This window comes from Bacillus shivajii (assembly GCF_020519665.1).
Taxonomy (GTDB): Bacteria; Bacillota; Bacilli; order Bacillales; family Salisediminibacteriaceae; genus Bacillus_CA; species Bacillus_CA shivajii.
The window spans coordinates 909,962-922,338 of the sequence record NZ_CP084703.1; the positions used below are offsets into that span (position 1 = coordinate 909,962).

The 12,377-nt window shown below is 38.9% G+C and carries 10 protein-coding genes; 5 read left to right on the forward strand and 5 right to left on the reverse strand.

The genetic code is table 11. The annotated features are described in order from the left end of the window. Window positions 1-188 precede the first annotated feature (188 nt). From LGQ02_RS04350 to LGQ02_RS04365, 4 genes are all read left to right on the forward strand, one after another. Complete coding sequence (locus tag LGQ02_RS04350) at window positions 189-494, forward strand: YhdT family protein (RefSeq protein ID WP_226517008.1); 306 nt, start codon at window positions 189-191, stop codon at window positions 492-494. Then, on the forward strand, window positions 491-1,936 hold the full coding sequence (gene panF / locus LGQ02_RS04355) for a sodium/pantothenate symporter (RefSeq protein ID WP_226517009.1): 1,446 nt from the start codon (window positions 491-493) through the stop codon (window positions 1,934-1,936). Before LGQ02_RS04350 ends, panF begins: the two co-directional genes overlap by 4 nt. A 22-nt stretch (window positions 1,937-1,958) precedes the next feature. After that, window positions 1,959-2,285: a nucleoside triphosphate pyrophosphohydrolase gene (locus LGQ02_RS04360; protein ID WP_226517010.1), complete on the forward strand. Its 327-nt coding sequence runs from the start codon at window positions 1,959-1,961 to the stop codon at window positions 2,283-2,285. 393 nt (window positions 2,286-2,678) lie between these two features. Further along, complete coding sequence (locus tag LGQ02_RS04365; RefSeq protein WP_226517011.1) at window positions 2,679-3,965, forward strand: helix-turn-helix transcriptional regulator; 1,287 nt, start codon at window positions 2,679-2,681, stop codon at window positions 3,963-3,965. Window positions 3,966-3,995: 30 nt separating this feature from the next. Here LGQ02_RS04365 and hutG read toward each other — a convergent pair whose 3' ends face one another. The 3 genes from hutG to hutU form a co-directional block, all read right to left on the reverse strand. Continuing rightward, window positions 3,996-4,979, reverse strand: coding sequence for a formimidoylglutamase (gene hutG, locus LGQ02_RS04370; protein ID WP_226517012.1), 984 nt, complete (start codon window positions 4,977-4,979; stop codon window positions 3,996-3,998). Continuing rightward, complete coding sequence (gene hutI / locus LGQ02_RS04375) at window positions 4,980-6,248, reverse strand: imidazolonepropionase (protein ID WP_226517013.1); 1,269 nt, start codon at window positions 6,246-6,248, stop codon at window positions 4,980-4,982. A gap of 538 nt (window positions 6,249-6,786) precedes the next feature. Further along, window positions 6,787-8,439 (reverse strand): urocanate hydratase, encoded by a 1,653-nt coding sequence (gene hutU / locus LGQ02_RS04380; protein ID WP_226517014.1) that lies wholly within the window; start codon window positions 8,437-8,439, stop codon window positions 6,787-6,789. 305 nt (window positions 8,440-8,744) lie between these two features. On the opposite strand from hutU, the gene LGQ02_RS04385 reads away from it, so the two are divergent. Continuing rightward, on the forward strand, window positions 8,745-9,164 hold the full coding sequence (locus tag LGQ02_RS04385) for a GNAT family N-acetyltransferase (protein WP_226517015.1): 420 nt from the start codon (window positions 8,745-8,747) through the stop codon (window positions 9,162-9,164). Between the two features lie 1,120 nt (window positions 9,165-10,284). On the opposite strand, the gene LGQ02_RS04390 is transcribed toward LGQ02_RS04385, so the two are convergent. Beyond that, window positions 10,285-10,797, reverse strand: a complete 513-nt coding sequence (locus LGQ02_RS04390; RefSeq protein WP_226517016.1) for a GNAT family N-acetyltransferase — start codon at window positions 10,795-10,797, stop codon at window positions 10,285-10,287. Window positions 10,798-10,799: 2 nt separating this feature from the next. After that, window positions 10,800-12,308 carry a response regulator transcription factor gene (locus LGQ02_RS04395; RefSeq protein WP_226517017.1) on the reverse strand — a complete coding sequence of 503 codons (1,509 nt, stop codon included), beginning with the start codon at window positions 12,306-12,308 and terminating at the stop codon, window positions 10,800-10,802. Window positions 12,309-12,377 lie beyond the last annotated feature (69 nt).

Sequence of the window (12,377 nt, forward strand, 5' to 3'; positions counted from 1 at the left end):
TAAGAGCTTTGAATTTAATTTCAAAGCTCTTTTACAATTTTAGGATCGGAAAATGGACAGTTTTAAATATAGTGAGTTTAACTAGCCTATTATCAAAACTTACTAGCAGGATTATTCGACGTTTATCATGAATTAGGTTTACAATGATGATAAATGATAGATAAGAAGAATGTAAGTAAAGGAGGAGTATGATGAATGACAGAAACTTAATTGTTTATCATGATCCGCGCTATAAAATTGCAAATCGTGAAGCCTTAGTGGGAGTTGCACTCGTCTTGTTTAATTTTATTTGGTGGTATGGGTTTGCTTACGGACTTGGCTCGAAGCCTGTCGAGGAGTATACATATGTTTTTGGGTTACCTGCATGGTTTTTCTATAGCTGTGTGGTCGGTTTTCTCGTCATGGTCGCATTAGTCATTGTATTAGTAAAAGGCTTCTTTCAAGAAGTGTCATTCGAAGAAGATGAAAGGCCTGATCGGGGGCGAGAAGAATGAATATGCCCGTACTTATTTCGTTGTTTATCTTCCTTGTCATTATTTTTGTTATCGGGTTATGGTCCGCAAAGAATGCAAATAGGCAAGGTAGTGGATTTTTACAAGAATATTTTTTAGGCAGTCGCGAATTAGGCGGATTTTTACTAGCGATGACAATGGTCGCGACATATGGAAGTGCAAGTAGCTTTCTTGGTGGTCCGGGGACAGCATACGTTCATGGTCTTGGATGGGTCCTTCTTGCAATGAGCCAAGTAGCAACTGGTTATTTTGTTTTATTAGTGCTTGGAAAAAAGTTTGCGATCATGGCACGAAAATATGAGGCTGTTACACTCGTTGATTTCTTAAGAAAACGTTATGAAAGTAAAGCAGTGGTGCTAATTTCTGCATTTAGTATTATCGTCTTTTTATTTTCAGCGATGGCAGCGCAATGGGTTGGTGGCGCACGTCTTATCGAATCATTAACTGGACTTACATATTCATCAGCTTTATTTATTTTTGCAATCGCAGTTCTCATTTATGTCATTATCGGTGGCTTTCGAGCTGTCGTCATGACTGATATGGTACAAGGTGTTGTGATGGTTTTTGGTACATTAATTATCTTAATCGGTACAATCATTGCTGGCGGTGGAATTACAAACATTATGAACGATCTTATTGCAGAAAACCCGAATTTAGTCACACCTTATGGGCATGATGGAAGCTTGACGCCAGCCTTTGTATCATCCTTTTGGATTTTAGTTGGCGTTGGCGTAATAGCCTTACCGCAAGTAGCGATTCGAGCGATGTCTTATAAAAACTCAAGAGCGATGCATAGGGCACTGATTGTCGGAACGATCGTTGTGGGTTTCATTATGCTAGGGATGCATTTAATTGGGGTGTTTGCCCGTCCGATCATTCCTGGGCTTGAAATACCAGATCAAGTGATGCCACTTATTGCGATGGAAGTCCTTCCACCGTGGCTAGCAGGTTTTGTTCTAGCGGCACCTTTAGCAGCAATTATGAGTACTGTGGATTCATTATTACTACTCGTTAGTTCGACCGTAGTAAAAGATGTTTATTTAAATTACATTAAGCCTGATGCAACAATAAAAAAGGTAAAGCAAATTTCATTTGGAGTAACAGCTACGTTAGGTATTATCGTTTTTGCTCTTGCACTTAGCCCGCCTGACCTTTTAATATGGTTAAACTTGTTTGCTTTTGGAGGACTTGAAGCAGCTTTCATATGGCCTATCGTCTTTGGCCTGTATTGGCAAGGAGCAAACAAAGGGGGAGCTTTAGCATCAATGATTACTGGTGTAGGTTCTTATATACTCATCCATCAATTCTGGCCTGATCCGTTTGGCATGCATTCTGTCGTTTTACCAGTCGCATTTTCATTTATTGCATTTGTCATCGGCTCATTATTAACAGGAAAAAAGGAACAACTAAACTATAGCGGATGATAAAAAAGGAGGAGTGAAAAAGGTGCCTAGTTACCATAAGCTTGTACGTGATCGAATCCCTGAAATTATAGAAGAGACTGGAAAAAGATGTGAAATAACTCGTCTCGATCAAAACGAGTTTGAATATTATGCAAAACGAAAGTTGAAAGAAGAACTTGATGAATTACATGAAGCAGGTAATGAAGTACATGCGGTGGAGGAATTGGCAGACATGCTAGAGTTAATTTACTGTTTAAGTGAACATTATGGCTATTCAACCTCTGAGCTAGAGACGATCCGTCAAGAAAAAGCAAAGCGGAGAGGATCGTTTCAAGAAAAGTTGTTTTTAGAAAAAGTAGAAGAAAAATAAATGTATATAAAGAAAATTGGGTGACATCTTGTCAATAACTGTCGAATTCGAGGGGGTTTCGTGTTTTCAAATAAAAACTTCTTAATATATGTTAAATGAGTGAAATGATTTTCTAATACTTTTGATCTGCAAATGAATAAAAATCGACAAATAATTACACAACCCGATCATCGTTTCTCTATTTGTTTCAAGATTAACGTTGTATATGTGCGTGCTATCAAGACATTTTAATTCCACATACAGTTTTGAAGAGTCATTGAATTCTGATAAGAAAATTAATAGAAATTAGCTTCAAATTTTCTTAGGAGAAAAGATACAATTATGATGTGATTTTGTTTAACATTAATAGAGAACATATGAAAATAGTGTCAGGATTAACGGTGGTGGAATAAAATGCTCGGAAAAGTGCTGAAATATAATCGAATTAAAAAACAAAAAAAACAAGAGGATATTTGTAAAGGAATTTGTTCCATCTCGTACTATAGTAAAATTGAAAATGATCAAATGGAACCAAGCCCTGAACTTTATAAAAAACTGATGAGCCGTCTAGGGATCGATGAAAATAAATTGAGGAAACAAGATGGTTCAAAAGTTAAGGAAGAAGTTCTATCTTGGGGAGAGTTACTTATTGAAAAGAACATGGAGCAAGCGAAGGAATCGTATTTTCATTTGCAAGAGAAAATACCGTTTGTTGAAGATGTGAAAATTAAATTATTATGTGATATTTTCTATATCCGCTATTGCTATATCGTTGAGGACTATCAAAATGGTAAGGATAAACTTGAGGATATTAAAAAGACTGTCTATGAACTCAATGATCCTGAACTGTTATTTTATCTATATAAATGTGAAATCGGCTATTTATACTTTGATGGGGAATTTCCGAAAGCAAAGGAAATTATAGAAAAAGCCGAAAAAATCGTAAATGAAGCTGTCCATTCACAACTTCAAATCATAGACTTCTATTTTATAGCAGGAATATTGTATCAAAATCTTTATAATGATAATGTTAGTATCTATTACTTGAAAAAGGCGTTAAACGGTTTTGAAAGAACTTACAATTATTTTCGCTGTGGAGAGTGTCGTTTAGCGATAGGAATTAGCTACAGTAAGCTGAAACAGTATGATGAGGCAAAAAAAAATTATTTATTAGCAGAAAAAATTGCAAAACAAATTAACAATCAGTGGCTTGAAGCAAGTGTATTACATAACCTTGGAGAAATATATGCGAGTACTGACGATCCTTTTCAAGCCATTCGGTTTTTTCAATTGAGTTACCGACTAAGAAAAGGGGAGCAAAGGCTCGTTACCATTTCGATGATTTTAGACGAGTTTTATAAGCTTGGACATGAGCAAGAAATGATGACGTGGATCGAACATGGCTTCGAAACGGTTGATGATGTATTAAAAAAGCGAGAATTAGATGGCAAGGAAATGGCTCGTTATTATAAGTTTTTATATTATCGAGCGTTAGTGGGTGAAAAATATAAACAAGATTATGAGACACTATTAACTGAAACAATCGTTCCTTATTTCGAGGAAAAGAAAATGGCGGCATACTTAGCTTTTTTTGCAGGAGAGGTCGCTACATATTACGAGAGAAAACAAGAGCTTAAAAAGGCAATTGAATACTTTAAAAAAGCAAATGATGCATTAAAAGAAATGACTTATCAGACATAAAAGAAAGAGGATGCCGCGGCATCCTCTTTCTTATTTCCTTAGTGCAACTCCGGATAAAAAGCTTAAAAATACATGTGTACCAGCTTTCACAGTCATATCCGCCATATCTTTTTTCGGGTCGAGACAAACAATATCCATTGCTCTTACTTGCGGATGGGTACCAATCAGTGTTGCAGCCTCAAATATTTCATCCGTTCTCATACCACCAGGCGTTGTTGCTGGAACACCTGGAGCATAAGACATATCGAGAACATCCATATCGCAAGTGAAATAAATAACGTCAACTTTTACGCTGAGCTCATTTAGAGCTTCTTCGATAACTGTATTGAGGCCTTTTTTCCTTGCGGCCCTCATTGTTGTGTAGTGAACGCCATGCTTATCAGCATATTCCTTTAACGCTTTCGTGTTAAAAAAGCCGTGAAGGCCAATATTATATACATGATCGCCTTCAATTAGTTCATTTTCAATTAAATAACGAATCGGTGTCCCGTTAGCTGGGCCTAACTCATTTGGGTCACGAAGATCAAAGTGAGTGTCAAGCTGAATGATACCGACTTTTTTATCTGGATGAGCGTTGCGAATTCCTTTCACAGTCATAGCTGTGATTGAATGGTCACCCCCGATTGAGATTTGCAAAGGTTTGGAATGACAACTTTGAATGTCAGTGACAGCAGTGGTGATGTTTTCGTGACAGAGATCAATGTTTGTCACGTGTTGTTTTGTATCACCTAGGTCGATGACCGAAAGCGTCGATAGATCAACATCGTCATCCAAATTGTAAGTTGCAAAACCTTTCCAGCTCTTACGGAACGCATCAGGAAACTCTGATGCAGCAGAGGCGCTAATCGATGATCGTGAGAGCGGGATGCCAATCATGACGACATCGGCATCATCAATTTCACTACTTGATACATCCTGGATTGGTTTGATCCATTCGTGCACCTTTTCAGGCGTTTCACTTGTTTTTGTCCACGTGAATGGAGGTGCAGTTAATCCTTTATACTCTTTATTCATTTACAGATCCCTCTTTGAAAAAATAATATCTCCATTTTTCACAACAGTTTCTGTGTGGTTTACGCCGTAATGATACGTAAATTGCATGTAATTTGGCAGATCCCAAATGACGACATCAGCCTTTTTCCCAGCTTCAAGACTTCCAACTGTCTCACCACGGTTAATCGCATGAGCCGCATTAATCGTTGCAGCTGTAATTGCTTCTGCAGGTGTCATGCCCATGTTTAAGCTTGCTAAGTTCATCATAAACGGCATCGATACACTCGGTGAGGATCCAGGGTTACAGTCTGTTGATAGTGCAACTGGTACGCCTGCATCAATGGCTTTTCTTCCATCTGCTGCTTCAGTCATTAAGAAGAACGCAGTCCCAGGTAGTAACACAGCGACGACACCTTTTTCTGCCATCATCTCTAACCCACGATCAGACACTTTTAAAAGGTGGTCGGCTGAGACAGCACCAACTTCAGCAGCAAGCTCTGCTCCTTCATAAGGTTCAATTTCATCGGCGTGAATTTTCGGAAGGAGACCGTGTTTTTTCCCAGCTTCTAATATTTTTCGTGATTGCTCTGGAGTATAGACGCCACGCTCACAAAACACGTCGTTAAATTCTGCGAGGTTTAATTCTGCTACTTTTGGAATCATTTCTTCACAGACGAGATCAACAAACTCATCTGGTTTTTCTTTATATTCTTGTGGGATAACATGAGCACCCATAAACGTGTGTACGATATCAAGCGGGTGTTCTTCCTCTAGTTTATGTGCGACATCTAGCTGCCTTTTCTCAACATCCCAATCCATTCCATAACCACTTTTCGCTTCAACGGTTGTCACACCATGCTCAACGATTTTATTTAGACGACGTAAACTTTGTTCATACATTTCTTCAAACGAAGCTTTTCTAGTCGCTCTCGTTGTCGCATGAATTCCGCCACCTTCTTCCATAATCTTCATGTAGGAAGCACCTTGAAGTCGCATATTATATTCGTTTTCTCTACTTCCAGCAAAAACGAGGTGAGTATGTGGGTCTACAAGTCCTGGTGCAACAACTTTTCCGGTTGCATTGACAACTTTGGCCTGTGCAATTTCTTCCGGATAAGAGGATTCCAGTTTTGACGTTTCATCAACAGCGACGATCGTCTCGTCTTTCATTAAAACGGCACCATTATTTATAATACCGAGCTCATTCATTTGTTCTTTTCTTGCAGGTTCATGTGAAAAACCTTTTACAGTAATAAGTTCATTTGCGTTTTTTATAAAAAGATAACTCACTAGAATTCTCCTTTCGTTTTTAAAACTAGGCTATGTTAAAAGCTAGTGTTGATTTTACAAAAATACACTCGCTTGCACCTCTAGGCACAAGCGCGACATCCATTCAAGCTTCACTTTGTTTGCTTTCATGGTGTCTTCTTTGCCGCGGGCAAGGCTTCAGCTAATCGGGGAAAAACACCCCGATGGATCTTCTGTCTCTTCCTCTACACGCAACGCTCTGTAGTGGCATCCGTCGAGACAAATCGTAGCATATTCATGAAGTAAATGCTCTTAGCTCTTGCTTTTCCCGCAGGCGTCTCGTGATTTTTGGAAATCAACAATAATAACTAACAAAGCCGAAGAAAAAAAGCAGACAACCGCTCCTTATTAGGGGTAGAATGATCGCGAATCCAAAAAGCGGTGAGTCTTTATTTATCTATGAAAATGACAATGAGTGATTGTTTTACAATTATTCCCCCCCCTAAAGAGGAAGGAAGAACGAATTTTTTAGAAACGATCACGATTTACAGCAATTTTTGAATGGCCTAAAAGGCACATGTTATGTCTTTTGATTAATCATTGGTAAGTGGATGCCTTTTTCGTTAGCTGTTTCAATGGCTTTTTCATAGCCAGCATCAGCGTGTCGTGCAACGCCCATACCTGGGTCTGATGTTAATACGCGTTCTAATCTTGCTTCTGCTTCTTTCGTTCCATCAGCTACGATGACCATACCAGCGTGTAGAGAATACCCCATGCCTACACCTCCACCGTGATGAACAGAAACCCAGCTGGCTCCACCGACACTATTAATGAGTGCGTTTAAAATTGGCCAGTCACTAACTGCGTCACTGCCATCTTTCATCGATTCTGTTTCCCGATTTGGTGAAGCAACAGAACCAGAATCAAGGTGGTCACGCCCAATGACGATCGGCGCTTTAATTTCTCCTTTAGCAACTAAATCATTGATGATTTTTCCGAAACGAGCACGTTCTCCGTACCCTAGCCAGCAAATACGAGAAGGTAATCCTTGGAACTGGATTTTTTCTTGAGCCATTTTGATCCACTTGCATAACGGCTTATTATATGAGAACTCTTTCAAGATCACTTCATCTGTTTTGTAAATGTCTTCTGGATCTCCTGATAACGCAACCCATCTGAAAGGCCCTTTCCCTTCACAAAATTGTGGACGGATATATGCTGGAACAAAACCAGGGAAGTCAAAGGCGTTTTTAACTCCTTCGTCAAAGGCCACTTGACGGATGTTATTTCCGTAGTCAAAAGTAATAGCACCTTTCTTTTGCATGTCTAGCATACTTTGTACATGAATGGCCATACTTTCTTTTGAAAGTTTCGTATATTGTTCTGGGTCTTCCTTACGTAACATATTCGCGTCTTCAAGAGTAAATCCTTTTGGAACATATCCATGTAATGGATCGTGTGCTGATGTTTGATCAGTTAATACGTCAGGAATAAATCCTTGCTCAACCATTTCAGGAAGAAGCTCAGCTGCATTGCCTAAAAGTCCAATAGAAAGTGGTTTTCCATTATTTTTTGCATCACGAGCAAGTTTAATTGCTTCATTTAATGTATCTGCTTTTACATCTAAGTACCTTGTGTCAATGCGTCGTTGAATTTTATGTGGATCAATTTCTATTGCAATACAAACACCATCATTCATCGTGACAGCTAACGGCTGTGCACCACCCATTCCGCCTAGGCCTGCAGTTAATGTGATGGTTCCATTTAAACTGCCGGTATAATGTTGTTTTGCAAGCTCCGCAAACGTTTCGTATGTTCCTTGAACAATTCCTTGGCTTCCAATATAAATCCAGCTACCTGCCGTCATTTGTCCATACATCATCAAGCCTTTTTTCTCAAGCTCATGGAAATGATCCCAGTTTGCCCAAGCTGGAACGAGGTTTGAGTTTGCTAAGAGAACTCGAGGGGCATTTTCATGTGTACGAAAAACGGCAACGGGCTTTCCAGATTGCACTAATAATGTTTCATCATCTTCAAGATTTTTTAATGAATCTTGGATTGCTTCAAAGCTCTCCCAGTTCCTTGCAGCTTTTCCGATTCCTCCATATACAACAAGGTCATCTGGGTTTTCAGCGACATCAGGATCCAAGTTATTGCGAAGCATTCTTAAAGCTGCTTCTTGAATCCACCCTTTCGTTTCAAGTTCAGTTCCTTTATTTGCGCGTATTGTCATTACACTCACCTTCCCTTTATCTATTTGTATCTATCGTAAAAGATTCATTCGGGGGAGAGGAGAGAATCATCATATGAATATTCGGAAAAATCATATATAAAAATGATTGGATAGAGAAAAAACTTGGTTTTCACTAAAAAAAATTTAGTTATGAAGAAAAATTTTAGAAACTTAACTTGTTATTTTTAGAGGATTTATGTTACCGCCATCGAATTGTCATTTATGGAAGTGAGCAATGAGGTTATCATTATTTATTTGTCACATATGTGTTATAAGGAAAAGTACTACGTGAGGAGTGAACAAAAATGATTAACTATACAAGCAATATAAAAGATATCCATCCCGACCAACTAAAAGGAGGCTTTTTTGCCGATTGGGGAGACAAGTACCCGTCACCAGAAAAGCACCTTGAAATTTTGCAAAATAGTTATGCTGTCGTCCTAGCTATTGATGAGGCAACAAACGAGGTCGTAGGGTTTATTAATGCAATTAGTGACGGCGTGATCAGCGCATATATCCCTTTACTCGAGGTTGTAAGAGATTATCAAGGTCAAGGTATTGGCAAAGAGCTAGTGGATAAAATGATTGAGGAATTAGATTCTTTTTATATGGTTGATTTATTATGCGATACAAAACTGCAGCCGTTTTATGAAAAGCGTGGGATGATGAAAGTCGGAGGAATGTGTATTCGAAACTTCTCATATGCAGATGGTGAGAACTATTAATCATTTTTTTATACTATCAGAATTTATATAATTTCGGTTGATAGATAAGTGCCTCTTCCTCTTCAAGCACTTCTTGGAAGATGATGCGTCGAGGCAGCTCGAAGAATATTCGGAGAAGCGAATGCTCGGTGCTCCTGCGGTTACTCGTCGCAGCTCGGAGTTTATTCTTGGAGGTATTGCTCGTTGCTCCTGCGGTTAGTCGTCGCATGTCGGAGTAATTTCGAGGAAGCTGTTGCTTTGTGCTCCTGCGCCGCTACGCTTGCTCGTCGCAGCTCGGAGTTTATTCTTGGAGGTATTGCTCGGTGCTCCTGCGGTTACTCGTCGCAGATAAACAGTGCTCCTGCGGTTACTCGTCGCAGATAAACAGTGCTCCTGCGGTTACTCGTCGCAGATAAACAGTGCTCCTGCGGTTACTCGTCGCAGATAAACAGTGCTCCTGCGGTTACTCGTCGCATGTCGGAGTAATTTCGAAGAAGCTGTTGCTCGGTGCAACTAAGGCTTACTTCCACAGGAGGTGGTGGCTTTGGTGTTGATCACAGGACGTGATCGACTTTAGCCGAAGTTCCTTATTAGGACTTGCACTAAAGCATAAGAGATTCTAAGTAAGCACACTTCGCTTACTAAGAATCTCTTTAACGATAAGCCAAGTTTTGTTTATGAAGCTTAGTGACGAAAAGTTGCTGAGCTTTTTTCATTGGCGCAAATAAATTGGGGAAAGTCGCAAAGATCGATTAAAACTTAACTAGACTCGTAAGTTTATACATAGATTATGATTGGTAAAAGTATGAGGGGAAAACCGATATGGCAGGGAAGTTTGTGTGATAGGTGTCTAACCTTAAAAATGTGCAATTTCACATAAAAAAATGCCATTTTTGAACAGTACAAAATCGAAGCAGGTTCACATGAAGCAGGTTAAAATATGTAGGCTTCAATTCATGTATAAATGAAAGATATAACGAATATACGTGATGGATAAATGAATAAATTTACACCTAAGTCCTCCTTCTTTAACCACTCCCAATACCCAACTATCCCCCCCCTCACAGTGGAATCGATAAGTTAAGTGGTTCCACTAAAAAAGACTTTCTCGCATGTGCGAAAAAGCCCTCAGCCATTTCTATTAAATTTCTTTCCATCCATACGCAATTTCTGTGTAATATTCATCCCCAATTCTTAACCGGTCGGAGCCGATAAATCTACCGCCAAGATCTTTGTAAAACAAGCATGCGTCATTGTCTTGAAGTACCCAAATAATCATCGAGTTCATGCTATGTCTTTTTAAATGAGTAACCACTCTGTCTGATAATTGTCTCCCGATCCCTTTTCTTACCTCAGTAGGAAGCAAGTAAATGGCGTAGAGCTCGCCGGCATACTCAGGAAATTTTTCTAAACTTCTGCTTTTTCCACAAGAGGCAAAACCAACGATGTCGCCATTATCATTTTCAGCAACAAAAAGTCCGTATCCGTCTGAAGAATTTGCGATCGCCTGTTTCCACTGCTCAAATCGTTTTTCGTAAGATAGGTTGTTTAATAGATCATCTGGCAGTGTTCCTTGATATGCCTTTTGCCAGCTCTGAATGTGTACGTCAGTAATACATGCTTCGTCTCCGGTTCGTGCTTGGCGAATGTTCATGTTTATTTCCCCCTCATATCGTGATCTATGTTTTGCATACGGAACATTGTTGGCGCTTTCTCATATTTCTCTTTAAAACAACGGCTAAAATAATTGGCCTCTGCAAAACCACATATGTGAGCAATTTCCTTCACGGATAAAGCTGTTTCACTTAATAACCGGTGTGCTTCTTGAAGACGAATTGTAAGTAGATGTTCTTTAAATGAGTGACCTGTTTTTCGCTTTAATAATGAACTTAAGTATGCAGGGTTTAAACTGACCGCTTTTGCAACATCACTTAACTTTAACGAGGCATCCCAATAATTGTTTTCGATAAACTGAAATGCATGCTCGGCAATATCATACTTGGCCTCATCATGCTTTTTTTTCGTATCGTTAAAGAGGAGTTGGATGAAAATGACCATTTCTTGCACGATACGATAAAGAACGGGCGTGTATAAGATTGAACGATAAAGCTGTGCATATTTTTCTTCAATTTCCCCTTGCTGTATATGGTAAATGTGCATATACCTTCTTACTTGTGCGAGAATACTCGTAAGTTTAGTACGAATGAGTCCAGGGTCTGGGTATGGATTTTTCACATGTTGAAATGACTCATATAATTCTTGTTTTATTTGTTGAATGTTACGCTTATTTAGCATTTCGATCCATTTTCGTTGCTCGGGAGGAGAGAGGAAAGGGTCCATTCTCTTCCAGGTGATTGCTTCTTCAAATGAAAGAATTTTACGCTGACCGTGGTAAAAGATCATTTCTCCCATATCTTTCGTTTCTTCGAAGACACTGTACATCGTTTTGTCAGGTGATTTTGGCTCGTAAACAACAATTGATAACGGCACATCAGAAATTGTTTCCCAATGTTGTAAAAAACGAGTTACTTCCTTCACATAATTTGATTCATGTTTTTCAGTAAAAAGAAGAATCATTTCACTTAGTGAAAGCGCATCCATGACTTCGTAGCGAAAAAATGAAGTAATTTCTTTATATAAACTTGAAATCGACGACTTATCTGCAGGGAAAAATCCGATCGAAACATACTCAGTTGGAAATAACTCTTTACGATTAAATAATTTTTCATACAGGCCACTTTGTGAGGTGGTACTCGACTGAGTTTTCTCCTGTTGATAAATATATTCATGTTTTTGAATAAAATGAGTTGCTTTTCTTACTTTTGCGTACAAGTGATTTGGGGTATAAGGTTTTAACAAAAAATGAACAAATTGAAGGTTAAGTGCTTTGCGTGCTTGTTCGTACGTTGCTTCTGTTGACGTACAAATGACTTGAGTAAAGGAATCTTCAAGCATTGTCGCAAGGATTTTAAACTGAGCATGGTGAAACATTTCAAGCTCAAGGATGATAATCTCAGGTTGGTACTGCTCGATCGACTGCAAAACATCATCTGCTTGGTAGCTTTTTATCATTTGATGACATTGTATAGAAGATTGAGAAAGAAACCACTCTACCCCTAAACAATCTTCACGGTCTCTGTCAGCAATGAGTATTGATGGCTTCATTCTCATACCTCCTATTATCGTTGCTCGTACACGTTATAATAGCTGTGGTCAAACTGCTAGTAAATTAGT

Bases quoted from the DNA above. Each gene is read 5' to 3' on its own strand.
- LGQ02_RS04350 (WP_226517008.1), top strand. From the start codon at position 189: ATGATGAATGACAGAAACTTAATTGTTTATCATGATCCGCGCTATAAA.
- panF (WP_226517009.1), top strand. From the start codon at position 491: ATGAATATGCCCGTACTTATTTCGTTGTTTATCTTCCTTGTCATTATT.
- LGQ02_RS04365 (WP_226517011.1), top strand. From the start codon at position 2,679: ATGCTCGGAAAAGTGCTGAAATATAATCGAATTAAAAAACAAAAAAAA.
- hutG (WP_226517012.1), bottom strand. From the start codon at position 4,979: ATGAATAAAGAGTATAAAGGATTAACTGCACCTCCATTCACGTGGACA.
- hutU (WP_226517014.1), bottom strand. From the start codon at position 8,439: ATGACAATACGCGCAAATAAAGGAACTGAACTTGAAACGAAAGGGTGG.
- LGQ02_RS04385 (WP_226517015.1), top strand. From the start codon at position 8,745: ATGATTAACTATACAAGCAATATAAAAGATATCCATCCCGACCAACTA.
- LGQ02_RS04390 (WP_226517016.1), bottom strand. From the start codon at position 10,797: ATGAACATTCGCCAAGCACGAACCGGAGACGAAGCATGTATTACTGAC.
- LGQ02_RS04395 (WP_226517017.1), bottom strand. From the start codon at position 12,308: ATGAAGCCATCAATACTCATTGCTGACAGAGACCGTGAAGATTGTTTA.